Raw genomic sequence first — 21,162 nt, 5'->3', positions numbered from 1 at the left:
ACTCAGCAGTGAAACGATGCATCGCCGATGGTAGTGTGGGGTTTCCCCATGTGAGAGTAGGTCATCGTCAAGATTCATTTCGCAAAACCCCTATCTGCGCATGCAGGTAGGGGTTTTGTCTTTCTGGCAAAAAAAATCCCAGGCCTGCACAACCCTCCTCTGTGGGAGCGGGTTCACCCGCGAACACCGGCATAGCCGGTGCCATCCACCGCGTCGCTTGCTTCGTGGCTAAAGCCGCTCCCACAGAGACGGCGCAAGGCCGCTAACAGGGTTCCACCGATGCCTTGTCAATCGGCTAATGGCACTGCGCCATACTCTCCGTATGGTACCTACGTGATATCGTTTCCCCTCATCCCCAGCGCCAGCCAGAGATCTCCCGATGCCCAATACCACTCACCTCCAACCCGGCTTCATGATCGTCCACGGCAACCGCCTCGACGACCTGCGCAGCCTGGTGGTGAGCTGGATGCGTCGCTATCCCTTGGCACCTCTGGAAAACGAAATCGCCCTGGTGCAAAGCAATGGCATCGCCCAATGGCTCAAACTGGCGCTTGCCGAAGACCCTCAGGACGATGACCAGGGTGGTTGTGGCATCGCCGCCGCCATCGACGTGCAACTGCCAGGCAGCTTCATGTGGCAGCTGTACCGCAGCGTGCTGGGCCGTGACGAAATTCCCGAGGTCTCCCTGCTCGACAAGGCACCGCTGACCTGGCGTCTGATGCGTCTGCTCCCGGCCTTGATCGAACGCCCACATTTCGAGCCGTTGCGACGCTTCCTCACCGACGACAGCGACCTGCGCAAGCGCTATCAGCTCGCCGAGCGCCTGGCCGACCTGTTCGACCAGTATCAGGTCTACCGCGCCGACTGGCTCAAGGACTGGGCCGCTGGCGAGCACATCCTCAACACCGCTCGCGGTGAGCGCAAGGCGCTGCCCCCGGGCAACCGCTGGCAGGCCGAGTTGTGGCGTGCATTGCTGGAGGATGTTGGCGAGCAGGGCATGGCGCAGAGCCGTGCCGGCGTACATCAACGCTTCATCAAACGTATCAACAGCCTGGAGCAGGCTCCTGCCGGTCTGCCGGCCCGGGTGATCGTATTCGGTATCTCCTCGCTGCCAGCCCAGGCCCTCGAGGCACTGGCCGGCCTGGCACGCTTCAGCCAGGTGCTGCTGTGCGTGCACAACCCCTGCCGCCACCACTGGGCCGATATCGTTGCCGACAAGGACCTGCTGCGCCACCAGTACAAGCGCCAGCAACGCAAGCAGGGCATGCCCTTGCAACTGGACGACCAGTCGCTGCACCAGCATGCCCACCCTTTGCTGGCCGCCTGGGGCAAACAAGGCCGCGACTACATCAACTTGCTCGACAGCTACGATGACCCTGGCAGTTACCAGGGCGTGTTCAGCGACGGTCGCATCGACCTGTTCAGTGACGGCTCGCCCACCACGCTGCTCAATCAGTTGCAGGACGACATCCTCGAACTGCGTCCGCTCGCCGAAACCCGCGAGCAGTGGCATCCAGTCGACCCGGCGAAGGACCGCTCGATTCGCTTCCACATCGCCCACAGCCCGCAACGTGAAGTGGAGATCCTTCACGATCAGTTACTGGCCCGGTTCAACGCCGACCCAACCCTGCGCCCACGTGACGTGATCGTCATGCTGCCGGCCATCGATACCTATGCGCCGCATATTCGCGCGGTATTCGGCCAGTTGCAGCGCAACGATCCGCGCTACATCCCGTTCACCCTGACCGACCAGGGCCAGCGTGGCCGCGAACCCTTGCTGATTGCCCTCGAACACCTGCTCAAGCTGCCGGACAGCCGCTTCGCGGTCAGCGAAGTGCTCGACCTGCTGGATGTGCCGGCAGTCCGCGCCCGTTTCGGCATACGCGAAAACGACCTGCCCACGCTGCACCGCTGGATCGAGGGGGCTGGCATCCGCTGGGGCCTCAATGCCGAGCAGCGGGCCAGCCTGGGCTTGCCCGCCGGGCTGGAACAGAACAGCTGGCGGTTCGGCCTGCGGCGCATGCTGCTGGGTTATGCCGTCGGCGTGGGTGAGGCCTGTGACGGCATCGAACCCTACGATGAAATCGGTGGCCTGGATGCGGCACTGATCGGCCCGCTGGTCGCCTTGCTGGACGCCCTCGAAGTGGCCGGCCAGGCCCTGTCCGAGCCTGCCACTGTCAGCCAGTGGGGCGAGCGCCTGCATGCCTTGCTGCAAGTGTTTTTCCTGGCCGAGGGCGAGCACGACGAGTTCCTGCAGATGCAGTTGCAGGATCTGCGCGATAGCTGGCTTGAAGTGTGCGAAGCAGTCGGCCTGCAAGACCCATTGCCGCTGACCGTAGTGCGCGAAGCCTGGCTGTCGGGCCTCGACCAGGGCAAGTTGTCCCAGCGCTTCCTCGCCGGCTCGGTGAACTTCTGTACCCTCATGCCGATGCGCGCCATCCCGTTCCGGGTGGTCTGCCTGCTGGGCATGAACGATGGCGATTACCCCCGCGCCCAGCAGCCGCTGGACTTCGACCTGATGGCCAGCGACTACCGCCCCGGTGACCGCTCGCGCCGTGAGGATGACCGCTACCTGCTGCTCGAAGCATTGTTGTCAGCCCGCGACCAGCTGTATGTCAGCTGGGTCGGGCGCAGCATCCGCGATAACAGCGAACGCCCGGCCTCGGTACTGATCGGCCAGTTGCGCGATCACCTTGCAGCCGGCTGGCAGCTGGCAGGCACGGAGCAGGGGCAGCCAGCAGAACCGGGCGAGCAACTGCTGCACGCACTGACCCAGGAGCACCCGCTGCAACCGTTCAGTTCACGCTACTTCCAGAAGGGCAGCCCGCTGTTCAGCTTTGCCCACGAATGGCAGGTGTTGCACCAGCAGGGCCAGGAGGACCAGCAGGCTGACCCCGGCCTGCCGCCGTACCATGACGATGAGGCCTTGAGCCTGACCCAGCTGAATGACTTCCTGCGCCACCCGGTGCGGCATTTCTTCAGCCAGCGTCTGAAGGTGTACTTCGAGGCGCTTGAAGCACCGACCCCGGACGAGGAACCCTTCGTCCTCGATACCCTGCAACGGTACGGCGCCAGTGAAAGCCTGCTGGGTGCAGCGCTGGCCGAGCCGGACAATGCCGAACAGGCCCTGCAGGCCCAGGCCCGGCGTTTGCAGGCCTGTGGCGTGCTGCCACTGGCCGGCTTCGGCGAACTACTGCAGCGCGAGCTGATCGAGCCCCTGCCAGACCTGCTGCAGCGCCACCGCCAGCTATTGCAACGCTGGCCGCAGCTGGTCGAGGGGGCATTGCCTGTGCATTTCGAGCACGGCCAGCATCGCCTCGAAGGCTGGCTGGGGCGGGTGTTCCAGGCGGATGACCAGAGCCTGCTCAGCATCACCACCGTACCCAACACCATCAGTGCCGGGCGTAACGCCCTCAAGTGGCACCGCCTGATCGCGCCCTGGGTCACGCACCTGGCGGCCTGCGCGGCGGGCTACCCCTATAACAGCGCGCTGGTGGCCAGCGACCTGACCCTGCTGCTTGCGCCACTGCCGCAAGAGCAGGCGGCGCAATTGCTGGGCGACTTGCTGGTAGCCCGCCAGGCGGCGATGAATGCGCCGTTGCCGGTCGCGGCCAAGACCGCGTTCGCCTGGCTGGCCCAGGACGATAGCGACAAAGCCCTGGCTGCTGCTGCCCGCGCCTACGAAGGCGACGAGCGCACCAGCTTCGGCGAGCGCAGTGAAAGCATCGCCCTGGCCCGGCAGTTCCGCGACTTTGCCGCGCTCACCGCCGATGAAACCTTCGAAGGCTGGTGCGAAGCCTTGTACCGCCCATTGTTCAACGCCCCGTGGCAGACCCTGGGCAACCCGGAGAAAGGCGCATGACCCAGGACCGTCCCCTGGCACTGAGTTTCCCCCTGCATGGCAGCCAGCTGATCGAGGCAAGCGCCGGCACGGGCAAGACCTTCACCATTTCGGCGCTGTACCTGCGCTTGATCCTCGGTCACGGTGGCGAGCAGGGCTTCGACCGCGAGCTGCTACCACCGCAGATCCTCGTGGTGACCTTCACCGACGCCGCCACCAAAGAGCTGCGCGAACGTATCCGCGCCCGCCTGGCCGAAGCTGCGCGGTTCTTCCGTGGCGAGCTGGAGGCGGCCGACCCGCTGCTGCACCAGCTGCGTGACGACTATCCGGAAGAAGCCTGGCCACGCTGTGCCGGGCGCCTGGAAATCGCCGTGCAGTGGATGGACGAGGCCGCGGTATCGACCATCCACGGTTGGTGCCAGCGCATGCTGCGCGAACATGCCTTCGACAGCGGCAGCCTGTTCACCCAGACCCTGGAAACCGACCACAGCGAACTGCTGGGCCAGGTCATGCGCGACTACTGGCGGCGCTTCTGCTACGGCATGCAAGGCGACGCGCTGGCCTGGGTGCGTGGCCATTGGGGCAGCCCCGACGCCTTGCTGCCCCGGATCCGGCCGCTGTTCGGTCGCGTGCGCGCCCAGCACGACGGGCCCGAGCCGTCGGCACTGATCCAGGCATCGCTGCAGCAGCGTGGCGAGCAGTTGGCCCGGCTCAAGGCGCCTTGGGCGCAATGGGCCGAGGAGTTGCGCCAGATCTGCCGTGATGCACTGGCCGCCAAACAGGTCGATGGCCGCAAGATGCAGGCCCGTTACTTCGAACCCTGGTTCGACAAGCTCTGTTCCTGGGCGGCAGACGAACAACTGGTGGAGCTCGACCTGGGCACCGGCTTTACCCGCCTGACCCCGGCGGGCATGGCCGAAGCCTGGAAGGGCGAGCCACCCGAGCACCCGGCCCTCAATGCCATGCAGAGCTTGCAGCAACAGCTCCAAGCCCTGGACAGCCCGGATGCCCCATTGCTCGAGCATGCCGCCAACTGGGTATCGGCACGCTTCGAAGTGGAGAAGCGTCGGCGTGCGGAAATGGGCTTCGACGACATGCTCCTGCGCCTGCAGCACGCCCTTGCCAGCGAGGCCGGCGAGCGCTTGGCCAGCCTGATCCGCGAACAGTTCCCGGTGGCGTTGATCGACGAGTTCCAGGACACCGACCCGGTGCAGTACGGCATCTTCGAGCGCATCTACCAGATCAGCGAAAACCGCGCCGAAACCGGCCTGTTCATGATCGGCGACCCCAAGCAGGCGATCTATGCCTTCCGTGGCGCCGACATCTACACCTACCTTGCCGCCCGCCGTGCCACGAGTGGTCGCCTGCACAGCCTGGACACCAACTACCGCTCCAGCAAGGCCATGGTCGCGGCGGTCAACCAGGTGTTCCTGCAGGCCGAGGCGCGTGAGGCAGGGCGTGGCGCATTCCTGTTCCGCGAGGCTGATGACAACCCGCTGCCGTTCATCGAGGTCCGCGCCAAAGGCCGTGGCGAGCAGCTGTTGATCGACGGTGAAGCCTGCGCAGCCCTTCAATGCTGGCATCTGGAAAGCGAAGAGCCGGTCTCCGGCAGCGTTTACCGGCAGCAGCTGGCAGCAAGTTGCGCCAGCCATATCGTCGCCTTGCTCAATGGCGGCCAGCAAGGCACGGCTGGTTTCCAGAATGCCGAGGGCGAACTGCGCCCGTGCCTGCCATCGGACATCGCCATCCTGGTGCGCGATGGCCATGAAGCGCAGATGGTCCGCGCCGAGCTTGCCGCGCGCGAGGTGCGTAGTGTGTACCTGTCCGACAAGGACTCGGTATTCGCTGCCCAGGAAGCCCACGACCTGTTGGCCTGGCTAAAGGCCTGCGCCGAACCCGACTCGGAGCGCCTGCTCAAGGCCGCCCTGGCCAGCCTTACCCTCGATCTGTCGCTGGCTGCGCTGGACCGCCTGAACCAGGACGAGCGGGTCTGGGAAGACTGGGTCATGCGTTTTCGCCGTTACCGCGACACCTGGCAGCGCCAGGGCGTGTTGCCGATGCTGCGGCACCTGCTGCATGACTTCCAGCTGCCGCGCACGCTGATCCGCCGCAGCGATGGCGAGCGGGTGCTGACCAACCTGCTGCACCTGGCCGAGCTGCTGCAACAGGCCGCCGGCGAACTGGACGGCGAGCAGGCGCTGATCCGCCACCTGGCCGAGCACCTGGCCAGTTCCGGCCAGGCTGGTGAAGAGCAGATCCTGCGCCTGGAGAGTGACGAGCAGTTGGTGAAAGTGGTGACCATCCACAAATCCAAGGGCCTGGAATACCCCTTGGTCTACCTGCCGTTCATCTGCACCAGCAAACCGGTGGACGGCAGCCGCCTGCCGCTGGCCTGGCATGATAGCCAGGGCAACGCCCATCTCACCCTCACACCAGACCAGGAACAGATCGACCGCGCCGACGACGAGCGCCTGGCCGAAGACCTGCGCCTGCTCTATGTGGCCCTGACCCGCGCCCAGCATGCCTGCTGGCTGGGTGTCGCCGACCTCAAGCGGGGCAACCAGAAGAGCTCGCAACTGCACCGCTCGGCGTTCGGCTACCTGCTGGGTGGCGGCCTCGCCCTGCCGGGCTCGCAGCAACTGACGGACTGGTTGCAGGCCTTGGCCAAGACCTGCCCGCACATCTCTTGCCCGAGCCTGCCGCCGGCAGATGAGCAGGTGTATCGCATGCCGCACGCCGAGCATGAGCTGCTACCTGCCCGCAAACCGCGCCGCGCAGCGGGCGCCGAGCATTGGTGGATTGCCTCGTACAGTGCCCTGCGCGTCGGCGACCAGACCCTCGGTGCCGACAGCTCCCAGGCCCAGCAGTTACTGGATGATGAAGTGGTCGATACCCAGGTGCTGCGCGAGGTCCCGGCCGACAGTGGCGATATTCACCGCTTCCCGCGCGGGCCTAACCCCGGCACCTTCCTGCATGGCTTGCTGGAATGGGTTGGCCGCGAGGGCTTCAGCCAGGTCAGCGGCAATGCACGGCTGATCGAGCGAACCGTTGGCCAGCGCTGCAACCGTCGCGACTGGACCGGCTGGATCCCCACCCTGACGCACTGGCTGCAGCGCCTGCTGGGCGAAGCGCTGCCGTTGCCGGGTAACGACCTCGGTGTGACGCTCGGGCAGCTGCGCCACTACCAGATCGAAATGGAGTTCTGGTTCGCCAGCCACCAGGTCGATGCCGAACAACTCGACCGCCTGGTGGCACGCCACACCCACCCCGGCCTGGCACGCCCGGCGGCGCAGCCGACCGTGCTCAATGGCATGTTCAAAGGTTTCATCGACCTGGCCTTCGAGCTGGACGGGCGTTACTACGTGACCGACTACAAGTCCAACTGGCTGGGCCCGGATATCCAGGCCTACGATGCCCAGGCCATGGAAAAGGCCATCCTCGAGCATCGCTACGACCTGCAGTACGTGCTGTACCTGCTGGCCCTGCATCGCCAGTTGCGCGCCCGCCTGCCTGACTACGACTACGACCGCCATGTCGGCGGCGCCCTGTTCATCTTCCTGCGAGGTGCCAGCAGCAGCGGCCACGGCGTTTACCACGCCAAGCCACCGCGTGAGCTGATCGAAAGCCTCGATGCGCTGTTCCGTGGTGAGCATCCGCCCGTACAGCAGGACCTGTTTGCCGGAGCCGTGATATGAGCCGAAGCCTCGTCGACCTGTTGCCCACCCCGCTGCACGCCGAGCATCTGCTCGCACTGGCGCCGCAGCATGACAGCGGTGACCTGCTGCAACTGCTCGACCGCTGGGTAGAGCGGGGTTGGCTGCGTGCCCTGGACCGTGCGTTCGTATCGTTCCTGGAGGAGCGAGCCCCCGGTAGCGACCCCCTGCTGTTGCTGGCCGCCGCCCTGGCCAGCCACCAACTGGGCCACGGCCATGTCTGCCTCGACCTGCAGCAAACCCTGGCCGAGCCCGATTTTGCCCTGTCGTTGCCGCCTGAAGGCGACGCCTTGACCGGCCCCTTGCTGCTGCCCTCGCAGTTGCTGGCCAACCTCGACCTGCACGCCTGGCGCCAGCGCATTACTGCCAGCCCCCTGGTGGCCGCCGGGGATACCCCGGGCCAGCAAGCGCGGCCTCTGGTGCTCAGCGGCGAGCGTTTGTACTTGCGCCGTTACTGGAGTTACGAGCGGCGCATCGACCATACCCTTCGCCAGCGCCTGACCCAGGCCGAAGCGCCTCCGGCCGACCTGCCTGGCCGTCTGGCGCAACTGTTCGACGGTGGTACGCCGGCAGGCCAGGTGGACTGGCAGAAGCTCGCCTGCGCCCTGGCCACCCGCGCAGGCTTCAGCATCATCACCGGCGGCCCTGGCACGGGTAAGACGACTACCGTGGTGCGCCTGCTGGCCTTGCTGCAGGCTCCGGCGGTAGAGCAGGGCAGGCCATTGCGCATTCGCCTGGCCGCGCCGACCGGCAAGGCGGCCGCGCGCCTGACCGAATCCATTGGCCAACAGGTCGAGCGCCTGCAGGTCAGCGCCGAGGTGCGCGGTCAGATCCCCACCGAGGTCAGCACCGTGCACCGCCTGCTCGGCAGCCGCCCCGGTTCGCGGCACTTCCGCCACCATGCCGGCAACCCGCTGCCGTTGGACGTGCTGGTGGTCGACGAAGCGTCGATGATCGACCTGGAAATGATGGCCAACCTGCTCGATGCCCTGCCGCCACGGGCACGTCTGGTACTGCTGGGCGACAAGGACCAGCTGGCCTCGGTCGAAGCCGGTGCGGTACTGGGTGACCTGTGCCGGGATGCCGAGGAGGGCTGTTACTCGCCGGCGACCGAGGCATGGCTGGAGCAGACCGGTGGTGAGTCGCTGGCGGGCAGCGGCCTCAAGGCCGGCGATGAGCAACGCAACCCGTTGGCCCAGCAGGTGGTGATGCTGCGCTTCTCGCGGCGTTTCGGCGAAGGCAGCGGCATTGGCCAGCTGGCCCGGCTGGTCAACCGCCAGGACTCCCATGCGGCGCGCAGCCTGCTGGCTGCGCCGCCGCCCGATGTGCACAGCCTGGCCCTGAAGCACGAACAGGACCGCGCCTTCGACCGCCTGCTGCTCGACGGCCTGAACCGCGGCAGCGACGGCCCGCAGGGTTACCGCAGCTACCTGCGTACCCTTGGCCGTTTTCGCCCGGCACTCGATACCGCCGTTGACGACCCCGCGTGGGAGCAATGGGCGGGCAAGGTGCTGCACAGCTTCGAAGACTTCCAGCTGCTGTGTGCGGTACGCCGCGGCGCCTGGGGTGTCGAAGGTCTCAACGAGCGGGTGGCGCGGGTACTGCACAATGCCGGGCTGATCGACAGCCAGCAGCCTTGGTACGAAGGGCGCCCGGTGCTGGTAACCCGCAACGATTACGGCCTGGGCCTGATGAACGGTGACATCGGCATTGCCCTGCGCCTGCCGGACGAGCGCGGCGAACCCCTGTTGCGCGTGGCCTTCCCGCGTAACGACGGCAGCGGCGGCGTACGCTTCGTCCTGCCCAGCCGGCTGAACGAAGTGGAAACGGTATTCGCCATGACCGTGCACAAGTCCCAGGGCTCGGAGTTCAGCCACACCGCGCTGGTGCTGCCGGATGCGCTCAACCCGGTGCTGACCAAGGAGCTGGTATACACCGGCATCACTCGCGCCAAGCACTGCTTCAGCCTGGTCGAGCCCCGCCAGGGTATTTTCGAAGAGGCGGTGGCGCGCAAGGTACGGCGAATTTCCGGGTTGATGCTGGAGCAGGTCTGACCCTGTAGTGAGCCAATGGGAGATCCCCTGTGGGAGCGGGCGTGCCCGCGAACACGGGCGCAGCCCGTGCCAGCCACCGTGGTGCCTGCTTCGCGGGCACGCCCGCTCCCACAAGGATCGCATTGGATCAGCGGCTTTCATACAAGCATGCGGCCATGTGCTATCGTTGCGCCGATATCGGAAAGGACCTTAAGAGATTTCCCACATGAAAGTGGCCGCAAGGCGAGTGACGAGCTGTGTGCTTTCGCTATTGCTGGCCGCCCTGTTCCTTTCCGCAGGCCCGGCCCAGGCAGACCCCGCCATAACTGCCGCCCAGGCGCAGCAACGTGCCAAGGCCGTCACCCAGGTGGTGCTGGGCATCTTCAGTTACGCCCGCTGGCCCGTCGAACCCTCGCCCTTGCGCCTGTGCGTGGTCGGCCCGACCGAATACGCCGATGACCTGATCAAAGGCCATGTGCAGGAGTCCGGCCGACCGCTGCAGGTGCGGCGGCTGCTGGCAGACGATAGCCAGGTCGCCCAGGCCTGCGACGCCATCTACATCGGCAAACTCGACCAGGGCCAGCGCGACCGGCTGTTCGAGCGCGTCAGTGGCCACCCGGTGCTGAGCATCAGCGAGGCAGACGACCCGTGCACGGTCGGCAGCCTGTTCTGCTTGCGGGTCAGCGACCAGCAGGTAGCCTTTGAAGTCAACCTGGACTCGGTGGCACGCTCCGGCGTGCGCATTCACCCCAGCGTGCTGCAATTGTCGCGGCGCCGGGCGGTGCAACCATGAAACGAACCCGCAAGCGCGGCGTGCGCCCGACCCTGCGCTCGGTGCTGGGCCGTGGCCATCTCAGCGTCGCCTTGCTCGCCGTGGGCCTGGCCGGCATATCCCTGACCCTGCTGGGCGTGCTCGCCCTGCGTGTCTACGCCAACGACAACCTGCACCTGATCGCCCGCTCGATCAGCTACACCGTGGAAGCGGCGGTGGTGTTTGACGACAGCGCAGCGGCCAATGAGTCGCTGGCGCTGATTGCCAGTACCGAGGAAGTGGCCGAAGCCAGGGTCTTCAACAACGAAGGCGAGCAGTTGGCGCATTGGCAGCGCAGCGATACCGGCGTGCTCGCGCGGCTGGAGGCGCAGGTGGCCACCGCCTTGCTGGATGAGCCGATCAACCTGCCGATCACGCACCAGCAACAGCAGGTCGGGCGCATCGAGCTGGTTGGCCAGGGGCGAAGCCTGTTGCTGTTCCTGTTCAGCGGGCTGGCCGGCATCCTGTTCTGCACGGTGCTCAGCGCCCTGGCTGCCCAATACTTGTCGCGGCGTCTGCTCAGCGATATCGTCCGCCCGCTGCGTGGCCTGGCCAGTGTCGCCCACGCCGCCCGCCGCGAGCGCAGTTTCGACCGGCGCGTGCCGGAAGCGCCGATTGCCGAGCTCAACGAACTGGGCAATGACTTCAACGCCCTGCTGGACGAACTGGAGGTGTGGCAAAGCCACCTGCAGAGCGAAAACCAGACCCTGGCGCACCAGGCCAGCCACGACAGTCTGACCGGCCTGCCCAACCGCGCATTCTTCGAGGGGCGCCTGAGCCGCAGTGTGCGCAATGCAGAACGGCAGCAAGATCACCTGGCGTTGCTGTTTCTCGACAGCGACCACTTCAAGCAGATCAACGACACCCTCGGCCATGCGGTGGGCGACGAAGTGCTGATCAGCGTGGCCGACCGCGTGCGTGCCCAACTGCGCGAGCACGACCTGGTGGCGCGTTTGGGTGGCGACGAGTTCGCCGTGCTGCTGACGCCTTTGCATTCGCGCCAGGACGCCGAGCACATTGCCGAGAAGATCGTTGCCAGCATGAAGTTGCCGGTGCAGCTGGACAGTGGCCGCAGTATCGCCACCTCGTTGAGTGTCGGTATTGCCTATTACCCGGATGACGGCGCTGACCCTGCCAGTCTTCTGAATGCCGCCGATGCAGCGATGTACCAGGCCAAGCGCAAACGCCGTGGTCATTGGCAAATGGCGCAGACGGAACGGTCCGCCAGCGAAATCAAGAACAGGAGTTGAACCCGTGATACAGGCTTTGCGTTTCCCCCTTTGGGCCTTGTTGCTTGCCGTGCTGGCGCTGACCGGCTGCCAGAGCGCTCCGCCCAAAGGCCTGACCGCCGAGCAGATTGCCGTGCTCAAGCGTGAAGGCTTTACCCCGACCGACGAAGGCTGGGCCTACGATTTGTCCGGCAAGGTGCTGTTCGGCAGCGACCTGGACAGCCTCAACAGCCAGAGCCAGGCGATTGTCGAACGCATTGGCAAGGCGCTGCTCGGCGTTGGCATCCAGGGCGTGCGGGTGGATGGGCATGCCGACTCTTCCGGCAAGGCGGCGTATAACCAGCAGCTGTCCGAGCGCCGCGCGCAGAGCGTGGCCAGGGCGCTGGTCGGGGTAGGCATGCCGGCGCAGAACATCCAGTCCCGCGGGCTGGGCAGTAGTCAGCCGGTGGCGGACAACCGCACCAGCGCCGGGCGTACCGAGAACCGGCGGGTGTCCATTGTGGTGGCTTCCTACTGACCACAGCATACGGGCTATCAGATATCCCTGTGGGAGCGGGTTCACCCGCGAACACCGGCGAAGCCGGTGCCATGCACCGAGTTGTCTGCTTCGCGGGTAAACCCGCTCCCACTTTATCTGTGTTACCCCCGGGGTTTCAGCGCAGATGCACAAGTTGCCGGGGCTGCTCTGCAGCCCTTTCGCGACACAAGGCCGCTCCTACAGGTACAGCGATAACCTCGAGATCAACGCTGCACCCGTGGGAGCTGGCTTGCCGGCGATGGGCTGCAACGCAGCCCCCTTATTCCTGAGCAAACCGCATCTCTCGGGTCTCCCCCATCAACAACGGTGCATTCGCCTCGGTCACCCCGCGAATGTAATCCCACAGCAGGGTAATCCGCTTCAACTTCCTCAAATCCTCCCGGCAATACATCCAGAACTGGCGTGTCACCTCGATCTCCTCCGGCAACACCGTCACCAGCCGCGGGTCCTGCGCCGCAAGGAAGCACGGCAAGATCGCCAGCCCACGCCCCTGCAACGCAGCCGTGTACTGCGCAATCACGCTGGTACTGCGCAAATGCGCGCTGGCGCTGGGGATCAGGTTGGCCAGGTACAGCAGCTCCGAACTGAACGCCAGGTCGTCCACGTAGCTGATGAACGGGTGCCTGGCCAGGTCCGCGATCTGGTTGATCGGTGCATGGCTGTCCAGGTAGCCCTGGGTCGCGTACAGCCGCAAGCGGTAGTCGCACAGCTTGCAGCACACATAAGGCCCATGCTCCGGCCGCTCCAGGGCGATGACGATGTCCGCCTCGCGCTTGGACAGGCTGATGAAGTGCGGCAGCGGCAGGATATCCACCGAAATCGCCGGGTAGGCATCGACGAAGTGGCTTAGCTGCGGGGTGACGAAGAAGCTGCCGAAGCCTTCGGTGCAGCCCATGCGTACATGCCCCGACAACGCCACGCCCGACCCGGACACCTGCTCGCAGGCCATGTGCAGCGTGCTCTCGATCGACTCGGCATAGCCAAGCAGGCGCTGGCCCTCGGCGGTGAGGACAAAGCCGTTGGTCCGGGATTTCTCGAACAGCAAGGTGCCCAGCGCCCCCTCCAGCGAGCTGATGCGCCGCGACACCGTGGTGTAGTCCACGCTCAGGCGCTTGGCGGCGCTGCTGGCCTTGCGGGTACGCGCCACTTCAAGGAAGAACTTCAGGTCGTCCCAGTTGAGCGCGCTCAGGGATGTGAGGTCTTTTTGCATGATGATCCGGTTTTTTTGTGCGTTCTTGTTGGATGTTTGCACATCTATACTCGAAACAAGCCTCAGGACGCCACCTCGCGTTTGCACGGCGCTGGCGATCTCGTCCCGACAATAATTCCAAGGAGAACGCAGATGAACGCACCGCAATCCCCTAACCAGACCAAAATCGAGCAGGTCAAGCTGCTGATCGACGGCCAATGGGTCGAGTCCACGACCACCGAATGGCGCGACATCGTCAACCCGGCCACCCAAGAGGTGCTGGCGCGCGTACCGTTCGCCACCGTCGAAGAAGTCGACGCGGCCGTGGCCGCTGCCCAACGTGCCTTCCAGACCTGGCGTAACACGCCGATCGGCGCGCGCATGCGCATCATGCTCAAGCTGCAGGCGCTGATCCGCGAACACACCAAACGCATCGCCCAGGTCCTCAGTGCCGAGCAGGGCAAGACCCTGGCCGACGCCGAAGGCGATATTTTCCGCGGCCTGGAAGTGGTCGAGCACGCAGCCTCCATCGGCACCCTGCAGATGGGCGAATTCGCCGAGAACGTTGCCGGCGGCGTCGATACCTATACCCTGCGCCAGCCGATCGGCGTATGCGCCGGCATCACACCGTTCAACTTCCCGGCGATGATCCCGCTGTGGATGTTCCCCATGGCCATCGTCTGCGGCAACACCTTCGTGCTCAAACCGTCCGAGCAAGACCCGCTGTCGACCATGCTGCTGGTCGAACTGGCGCTGGAAGCCGGCATACCGGCTGGCGTGCTCAACGTGGTGCACGGCGGCAAGCAAGTGGTGGATGCCATTTGCACCCACCAGGACATCAAGGCGATTTCCTTCGTCGGCTCCACCGAAGTGGGCACCCACGTGTACAACCTGGGCAGCCAGCACGGCAAGCGCGTGCAGTCGATGATGGGCGCCAAGAACCACGCGGTGGTGCTGCCTGATGCCAACCGCACGCAAACCGTCAACGCGCTGGTCGGTGCCGCCTTCGGTGCAGCAGGCCAGCGCTGCATGGCCACCTCGGTGGCTGTGTTGGTGGGCAAGGCCCGTGAATGGCTGCCGGATATCAAGGAAGCGGCCAGCAAGCTCAAGGTCAATGCCGGTTGCGAGCCAGGCACCGATGTCGGCCCGGTGGTATCCAAGCGCGCCAAGGAGCGTGTGCTGGGCCTGATCGAAAGTGGCATCAAGGAAGGCGCCAAGCTGGAACTCGACGGCCGTGACGTCACGGTGCCGGGCTACGAGCAAGGCAACTTCATCGGCCCAACCCTGTTTTCGGGCGTGAATACCGACATGCAGGTTTACACCCAGGAAATCTTCGGCCCCGTGCTGGTGACCCTGGAAGTCGATACGCTCGACGAGGCCATCGCCCTGGTCAACGCCAACCCGTTCGGCAACGGCACCGGCCTGTTCACCCAGAGCGGCGCGGCAGCGCGCAAGTTCCAGAGCGAAATCGACATCGGCCAGGTCGGCATCAACATCCCGATCCCGGTCCCGGTACCGTTCTTCAGCTTCACCGGCTCGCGTGGTTCCAAGCTCGGCGACCTCGGCCCGTACGGCAAGCAAGTGGTGCAGTTCTACACTCAGACCAAGACCGTCACCGCCCGCTGGTTCGATGATGACAGCGTCAACGACGGTGTGAACACCACCATCAGCCTGCGCTAAGCCATCAGCCTGCGCTAAGGAGAGAGTCATGCGTATCGCATTCATCGGGCTCGGCAACATGGGCGCACCCATGGCCCGCAACCTGATCAAGGCCGGGCACCAACTGAACCTGTTCGACCTGAACAAGGCCGTGCTGGCCGAGCTGGCAGAACTGGGCGGGCAGATCAGCCCTTCGCCCAAGGACGCGGCGGCCAACAGCGAGCTGGTGATCACCATGCTGCCGGCTGCTGCCCATGTGCGCAGCGTGTACCTGAACGAAGACGGCGTGCTGGCCGGCATTCGCCCCGGCACGCCGACCGTGGATTGCAGCACCATCGACCCACAGACTGCGCGTGATGTGTCCAAGGCCGCAGCGGCCAAGGGCGTGGACATGGGCGATGCGCCGGTGTCCGGTGGCACCGGCGGCGCGGCGGCAGGCACCCTGACCTTCATGGTCGGTGCCAGCACCGAGCTGTTTGCCACCCTCAAGCCGGTACTGGAGCAGATGGGCCGCAACATCGTGCACTGCGGTGAAGTCGGCACCGGGCAGATCGCCAAGATCTGCAACAACCTGCTGCTGGGCATCTCGATGATCGGCGTGTCCGAGGCCATGGCCCTGGGCAATGCACTGGGCATCGACACCAAGGTTTTGGCCGGCATCATCAACAGTTCGACCGGGCGTTGCTGGAGCTCGGACACCTACAACCCGTGGCCGGGCATCATCGAAACCGCGCCGGCATCGCGTGGCTATACCGGAGGCTTTGGCGCCGAACTGATGCTCAAGGACCTGGGGCTGGCCACCGAGGCTGCACGCCAGGCGCATCAACCGGTGATTCTGGGGGCTGTGGCCCAGCAGCTATATCAGGCCATGAGCCTGCGCGGCGAGGGTGGCAAGGACTTCTCGGCGATCGTCGAGGGTTACCGCAAGAAAGATTGACGAGCGAGGACTTCATCGCGGGCCAGGCGGCCTTCCCTCTGTAACTGCGCACCAGAGGGAAGGGCGTCTGATCCGCGATTTTTTTTGCCGGCGGGCGGCCAGATTTATTCCACGTATTGTGATGGGTTTACTGACATTTGCACAGGCAACAAGCATCTTCAACCTAAGATGTCAATTTGCTATAGTTTCCAGATAGGGAAACTCGAGCCATCTTCATGTTCAAGATAATAGAGTCAATCAAAACCGCTCGTTACAAGCGAATAGTCAGGTCTCACGGGGGTAAGATTGCTGCCGGGCCATCAACATTCAGTAAATATGCCAGTGCGGATCTAGAGGAATATGTTCAGCTGGGCCATATAAAAATCCGATCTTCCCAAGTTGGGATTGGTGCTTACACCTATATTAGAAGTGGTACCCATCTTTCATTTGTATCTTCCATAGGTCGATTCTGCTCCATTGGCTCCGATTGTGTCATTGGTCAAGAGAAACACACACACCCATCCTCCTGGGTAAGTACCCATCCATTTCAGTATGAAGATGGAGGAAATCTGGAGTACCGAGCTGATGAAGCGCTTGCCCAGATAGGTCACGACGTATGGATTGGCGCCGGAGCCACTGTCCTTGCAGGCGTGAAGGTCGGGACCGGAGCCATCATCGCGACCCAGGCTTTGGTGTCGCGTGATGTGCCGCCGTATGCGATCGTGGGTGGGAATCCGGCAAAAGTCATCAAGTATCGACATGCTGAAGACATCATTGCCAGGCTCATGGACAGCGAGTGGTGGGATTTGGATACTGCTACCTTGAGAGAGCTGAATCTGGCAGAACCGGAAAAGTTCCTGAGGTCTATCGAAGATCGTACCTCGCGAAACAAAGTCAACTACAGAGTCGTTTGTCTTTCTCAGAAGGGTGTGAAACCTTTGAAGAGTGACCACTCCTAGTCGAGGGCGATGCGCCGAAAGCCACTGTTATACTTGCAGCAGGATATTTTATTCGACTCGCGGACCCTTTGATCATCATGCTTGAACCTGAGCGGCGTCATGTGGGACTTTTTGCGCATCCCACATGACCAGGCAAAGTCCGCTTATGAATCAAGCAAAGACAAAGTACTTGCGCACGGTCTCGACCACTTCCCAGGTGCCTTTCATCCCCGGTTCGATCACGAACACATCACCCGCTTTCAGGTGCTTCGGCTCTTCGCCTTCCGGGGTGATGATGCAGTAGCCATCGAGGAAGTGGCAGAACTCCCACTTCTCGTAGTTGACCTCGAACTTGCCCGGGGTGCAGATCCAGGTGCCCATGATCTTGCTGCCGTCGGCTGACAGATAGGCGTTGAGGTTGACGGTGTGCGGATCGCCGCCGATGCGCTTCCACTTGGTGGCGTCCACGACCGGCGTCGGGCAGGTTTCGCGCAGGACGGTGATGAAATCGGACATGGCACAACTCCTGGTGACTGGCTGAATGACTCGTCACCATAGGGCCATCGGCCGAGCCGCAGTTGCCTGGGCTCGACGTCCAGCTGTCTGGTCGCGCTATGCCAGGCGGTTGACCTCGACGGTGATGTGCGCCAGTTCTTCGTGTACGCCCAGGGCCTGGCGCACGCTGTCGGCGCTGAGTTCGGCCTGGGCGGCCAGGCCAAGAATGCAGGCGTACTGGTCCTTGCCCACGCGCCACACGTGCAGGTCGGTGATGCTGGCCGGCACCGGCAGCTGCGCGACCACCGCGCGGATTTCTTCCACTACCGGCGCGTCCATCTCCGCATCCAGCAGCACCCGCCCGGTATCGCGCAGCAGCCCGCGGGCCCACAGCGCCACCAGCAGCGCACCGACCAGGCCCATGACCGGGTCGAGCCAGCCGGCGCCCCAGTACTTGCCGGCCAGCAGGGCGACGATAGCCAGCACCGAAGTCGCGGCGTCGGCCATCACATGCAGGTAGGCCGAGCGCAGGTTCAGGTCGTGGTGATGGTGGCCGTGGTCATGGTGATGATGATCGTGATGGTGATGGTCGTCACGCAGCAGCCAGGCGCAGATCAGGTTGACGGCCAGGCCCACGGCGGCGATGAAGATCGCCTCGTCATAGCGGATCGGCCCCGGTGCCAGCAGGCGCTCCACCGACTGGAATGCCATCAGCCCGGCCACGCCCAGCAACAGCAGGGCGCTGGAGTAGCCACCGAGAATCTCGATCTTCCAGGTGCCGAAGGCAAAGCGCCGGTCGCCGGCATAACGCCGCGCGGCGGCATAGGCCAGCAGCGACAGGCCCAGGGCCAGGGCGTGGGAGCTCATGTGCCAGCTGTCGGCCAGCAACGCCATGGAATTGAAGAACCAGCCCCCGGTAATTTCCGCCACCATCATCACGGCGGTCAGCCACACGGCCAGGCGCGTCTTGCGCTCGGCGCCCAGGTTGCTGGTATGGAACTGGTGACTGTGCTGCCAGCGGTCTGAGGTTTGTGTCGCCATGGTTTATCATGCTCCCGGAACGTCGAGAAATATACTATACCCCAGTATACCTAGCGTGGTGTGAAACCCAATGGCACATACCCTGAAGAGCAAGAAGCAACTACTGACCCGGGTGCGTAAGATCAAAGGCCAGGCCGCCGCCCTGGAGACAGCGCTGGAGCAGGACAAGGACTGCCTGGCGATACTGCAGCAGATCGCCGCCGTGCGCGGTGCGGTGAACGGGCTGATGGCCGAAGTCATGGAAGGGCATATCCGCGAACACCTGGTGGCGGACGGGCTGAGTGCCGAGGAGCGGCAGGACGAGGCGGACAAGGTGGCGACGTTGCTGCGGTCGTACCTCAAGTAGCAGACCGGGGGTACCGATACCCTAGGGGGGTATTGGTACCCGATGGTACTTGCTGATTTCCTACGTGTCAGAAGGCATGTTCTTACTTTGCCATCCAATCTGTCCGCTAGTCGCGACGTGTGTGCATAGTGTGTAGTGCGCTTTGTTCTGGTCAATTCGGTGTGTATGATACACATCGACTGCCGAGGAAGAATGAATGCGCAGTCGTGAAGTTATCCAGCTTATTGAAGCCGACGGCTGGTATCAGGTTGATGTGAAAGGTAGTCATCACCAGTTCAGGCATCCGAAAAAAAGGGGGCGAGTCACGGTTCCTCATCCCAAGAGTGAGCTCCCCAAGGGCACAGTACGCAGCATCTTGAAGCAGGCTGGCTTGATTCAAGCCAACGGCACTGCCAGCACGAGCATCAACGGAGGTAGTCAATGAAATTCCCGGTCGTATTGCACAAAGACGCCGACTCGGACTACGGCGTGACCGTACCTGATGTGCCCGGTTGCTTCAGCGCCGGTGCCACTGTTGCAAAAGCACTGGAGAATGTTCAGGAAGCGCTGGCACTGCATTTTGAAGGGTTGGTCGCAGATAACGAGGCATTGCCGCAGGCACAGGAAGTCGACGTCCATGTGGCGAACCCTGACTATGAAGGTGGGGTCTGGGCCGTTGTGGATTTTGATGTCACCCCGTACCTGGGCAAGGCGGTTCGCTTCAATGCAACGCTGCCGGAAAACCTGCTTCAACGAATCGACGAAAAAGTGAAGCGTGATCATCGCTATGCGTCCCGCTCCGGTTTTCTGGCGTCGGCAGCACTGCGAGAGTTGGCCCTTTCGCACTGATCGGTACGCTCACTTTCGCTACGCCCACCAATACCGCACAAAGTGGAAGAACACCGGCGCGGCAAAGCACACCGAATCCATGCGGTCGAGCATGCCGCCGTGGCCTTCGATCATGTGCCCCCAGTCCTTCACCCCACGGTCGCGCTTGATCGCCGACATCACCAACCCGCCGAAGAAACCCATGGCGTTCACCGCCAACGCCATGAGTGCGGCCTGCCAGAAGGTGAATGGGGTGATCCAGCACAGCAGGGCGCCGATCAGGGTGGCCAGTGCCACGCCGCCGGCCAGGCCTTCGACGGTCTTGGACGGTGACAGGTTGGGCGCTACCTTGTGCTTGCCGAACAGCTTGCCGCACACGTACTGCAGCACGTCGCTGATCTGCACCACCAGGATCAGCCAGGCAATCAGCAGCAGGTTGCGGCCCTCGTAACCCGGGATGTCCAGGGTCATCAATGCCGGTACCGACGACACGCAGTACACCGCGATCATCAGCCCCCACTGCACCTTCGAGGCGCGCTCGAGAAAGCGCGTGGTGTCGCCGCCGAAGCTGGCCAGGATCGGCAGCAACAGGAACAGGTACACCGGGATGAAGATGCTGAACAACCCGTACCAGTCCATGGCGATCAGCACGTACTGCACTGGCAGCGCCACATAGAACGCCGCCACCAGTGCCGGGTAGTCGCTGCGCCGGGTCGGGGTGAGCGTCATGAACTCGCGCAAGGCATAGAACGATACGCCGTAGAACAGCACGATCACGCCGTACTTGCCGAACAGGAAGGCGATGCCGATCACCAGTACCATCACCCACCAGGCGTTGATGCGGGCGTTGAGGTTGTCGATCACCGCGTGCGGTGCCGGGCCGGCGCGCCATTTGAGCAGGCGGCCGATCACGCTGGCGAGCAGCAGCAGGGCGCCGATGCCGGCGAACAGGGAAAGGGTGTTGTCGTCCATCTCAGGCATCCTTGGGGGCCAGGTTCAGCAGGGCCTGGCTGGCCCGCTCGAGAAAGGCTTGCTTGCTTTCATCCGCCTGCAGGTGCAGCGGCTCGCCAAAGCTCAATGTGCACAACAACGGCAATGGCAAGGCACGACCCTTGGGCATCACCCGGTTGAGGTTGGCGATCCATACCGGCACCAGTTCGACTTCGGGGTTGGCTGCTGCCAGGTGGTACAGCCCGCTCCTGAACGGCATCAGCGGCTCGTCGCCGAGATTGCGAGTGCCCTCCGGGAAGAAGATCAGCGAGTCGCCCTGGGCCACGGCTTCGAGGATCGGCTGCAACGGGCTGCCCTGGCCGGCGCTGTGTTGCCGGTTGATCAGCACACCATTGAAGACCTTGCGGATGAGAAAGTCGCGAATGCCCGGCTTGGCCCAGTAATCGGCGCCGGCTACCGGACGGGTACGCTTGCGCAGCGGTTGCGGCAGCGAGGCCCACAGCAGTACGAAGTCGCCATGGCTGCTGTGGTTGGCGAAATACAGGCGCTGCACCGGCAGCGGCGTGCAGCCCAGCCACAGGGCGCGGGCGCCGGTGATCAGGCGGGCGGCGGAAGTGATGAGGTAGGCGGTCAGGTTGGCGAGCATGGATCGGTA

At 64.0% G+C, this 21,162-nt stretch carries 17 protein-coding genes; 12 read left to right on the top strand and 5 right to left on the bottom strand.

Going from position 1 to position 21,162, the window contains the following annotated elements:
* Positions 1-379: 379 nt before the first annotated feature.
* From recC to CAG00_RS13520, 6 genes are all read left to right on the top strand, one after another.
* Entirely contained in the window at positions 380-3,862 is a 3,483-nt protein-coding gene (gene recC / locus CAG00_RS13545; RefSeq protein ID WP_085664491.1) for an exodeoxyribonuclease V subunit gamma, read from the top strand.
* The gene (gene recB, locus CAG00_RS13540; RefSeq protein ID WP_085664490.1) at positions 3,859-7,536 is read left to right on the top strand and encodes an exodeoxyribonuclease V subunit beta; all 3,678 of its coding nucleotides are present in this window, start codon (positions 3,859-3,861) and stop codon (positions 7,534-7,536) included. Before recC ends, recB begins: the two co-directional genes overlap by 4 nt.
* Positions 7,533-9,608, top strand: coding sequence for an exodeoxyribonuclease V subunit alpha (recD, locus tag CAG00_RS13535; RefSeq protein WP_085664489.1), 2,076 nt, complete (start codon positions 7,533-7,535; stop codon positions 9,606-9,608). Before recB ends, recD begins: the two co-directional genes overlap by 4 nt.
* A gap of 205 nt (positions 9,609-9,813) precedes the next feature.
* A complete protein-coding gene (locus CAG00_RS13530; protein ID WP_085664488.1) occupies positions 9,814-10,380 on the top strand; it encodes a YfiR family protein in 567 nt (188 codons plus the stop codon).
* Positions 10,377-11,648: a diguanylate cyclase domain-containing protein gene (locus CAG00_RS13525; protein ID WP_085664487.1), complete on the top strand. Its 1,272-nt coding sequence runs from the start codon at positions 10,377-10,379 to the stop codon at positions 11,646-11,648. Before CAG00_RS13530 ends, CAG00_RS13525 begins: the two co-directional genes overlap by 4 nt.
* A gap of 4 nt (positions 11,649-11,652) precedes the next feature.
* Positions 11,653-12,144 carry an OmpA family protein gene (locus CAG00_RS13520; RefSeq protein ID WP_085664486.1) on the top strand — a complete coding sequence of 164 codons (492 nt, stop codon included), beginning with the start codon at positions 11,653-11,655 and terminating at the stop codon, positions 12,142-12,144.
* Positions 12,145-12,424: 280 nt separating this feature from the next.
* On the opposite strand, the gene CAG00_RS13510 is transcribed toward CAG00_RS13520, so the two are convergent.
* Complete coding sequence (locus CAG00_RS13510; RefSeq protein ID WP_025340665.1) at positions 12,425-13,375, bottom strand: LysR family transcriptional regulator; 951 nt, start codon at positions 13,373-13,375, stop codon at positions 12,425-12,427.
* Between the two features lie 132 nt (positions 13,376-13,507).
* Between CAG00_RS13510 and CAG00_RS13505 the strand changes: the two genes are divergently transcribed.
* From CAG00_RS13505 to CAG00_RS13495, 3 genes are all read left to right on the top strand, one after another.
* Entirely contained in the window at positions 13,508-15,034 is a 1,527-nt protein-coding gene (locus CAG00_RS13505; protein ID WP_085664485.1) for a CoA-acylating methylmalonate-semialdehyde dehydrogenase, read from the top strand.
* Between the two features lie 28 nt (positions 15,035-15,062).
* On the top strand, positions 15,063-15,950 hold the full coding sequence (gene mmsB, locus CAG00_RS13500; protein WP_025340663.1) for a 3-hydroxyisobutyrate dehydrogenase: 888 nt from the start codon (positions 15,063-15,065) through the stop codon (positions 15,948-15,950).
* A 215-nt stretch (positions 15,951-16,165) separates the two neighbouring features.
* Entirely contained in the window at positions 16,166-16,888 is a 723-nt protein-coding gene (locus tag CAG00_RS13495) for a CatB-related O-acetyltransferase (RefSeq protein ID WP_085664484.1), read from the top strand.
* Between the two features lie 150 nt (positions 16,889-17,038).
* Here CAG00_RS13495 and CAG00_RS13490 read toward each other — a convergent pair whose 3' ends face one another.
* Both CAG00_RS13490 and dmeF read right to left on the bottom strand, forming a co-directional pair.
* On the bottom strand, positions 17,039-17,383 hold the full coding sequence (locus CAG00_RS13490; RefSeq protein ID WP_003258412.1) for a cupin domain-containing protein: 345 nt from the start codon (positions 17,381-17,383) through the stop codon (positions 17,039-17,041).
* A gap of 96 nt (positions 17,384-17,479) precedes the next feature.
* The gene (dmeF, locus tag CAG00_RS13485; RefSeq protein WP_085664482.1) at positions 17,480-18,403 is read right to left on the bottom strand and encodes a CDF family Co(II)/Ni(II) efflux transporter DmeF; all 924 of its coding nucleotides are present in this window, start codon (positions 18,401-18,403) and stop codon (positions 17,480-17,482) included.
* Positions 18,404-18,473: 70 nt separating this feature from the next.
* Here dmeF and CAG00_RS13480 point away from each other — a divergent pair, with 70 nt between their 5' ends.
* The 3 genes from CAG00_RS13480 (at position 18,474) to CAG00_RS13470 (ending at position 19,577) form a co-directional block, all read left to right on the top strand.
* Complete coding sequence (locus CAG00_RS13480; protein WP_003258414.1) at positions 18,474-18,749, top strand: metal/formaldehyde-sensitive transcriptional repressor; 276 nt, start codon at positions 18,474-18,476, stop codon at positions 18,747-18,749.
* A 196-nt stretch (positions 18,750-18,945) separates the two neighbouring features.
* Positions 18,946-19,173, top strand: coding sequence for a type II toxin-antitoxin system HicA family toxin (locus CAG00_RS13475; protein ID WP_075046392.1), 228 nt, complete (start codon positions 18,946-18,948; stop codon positions 19,171-19,173).
* Complete coding sequence (locus CAG00_RS13470) at positions 19,170-19,577, top strand: type II toxin-antitoxin system HicB family antitoxin (protein ID WP_003258416.1); 408 nt, start codon at positions 19,170-19,172, stop codon at positions 19,575-19,577. The genes CAG00_RS13475 and CAG00_RS13470 overlap by 4 nt, the downstream gene beginning before the upstream one ends.
* An 18-nt stretch (positions 19,578-19,595) precedes the next feature.
* On the opposite strand, the gene CAG00_RS13465 is transcribed toward CAG00_RS13470, so the two are convergent.
* Both CAG00_RS13465 and CAG00_RS13460 read right to left on the bottom strand, forming a co-directional pair.
* On the bottom strand, positions 19,596-20,528 hold the full coding sequence (locus tag CAG00_RS13465; RefSeq protein WP_015271818.1) for a phosphatidate cytidylyltransferase: 933 nt from the start codon (positions 20,526-20,528) through the stop codon (positions 19,596-19,598).
* 1 nt (position 20,529) lies between these two features.
* Positions 20,530-21,153, bottom strand: coding sequence for a lysophospholipid acyltransferase family protein (locus CAG00_RS13460; RefSeq protein WP_025340660.1), 624 nt, complete (start codon positions 21,151-21,153; stop codon positions 20,530-20,532).
* Positions 21,154-21,162: the final 9 nt, after the last annotated feature.

The organism is Pseudomonas sp. B5(2017), from assembly GCF_002112825.1.
Taxonomy (GTDB): domain Bacteria; phylum Pseudomonadota; class Gammaproteobacteria; order Pseudomonadales; family Pseudomonadaceae; genus Aquipseudomonas; species Aquipseudomonas putida_Z.
Note: the sequence above shows the minus strand (reverse complement) of the source record. Positions and strands in the feature narration are given on the sequence as shown.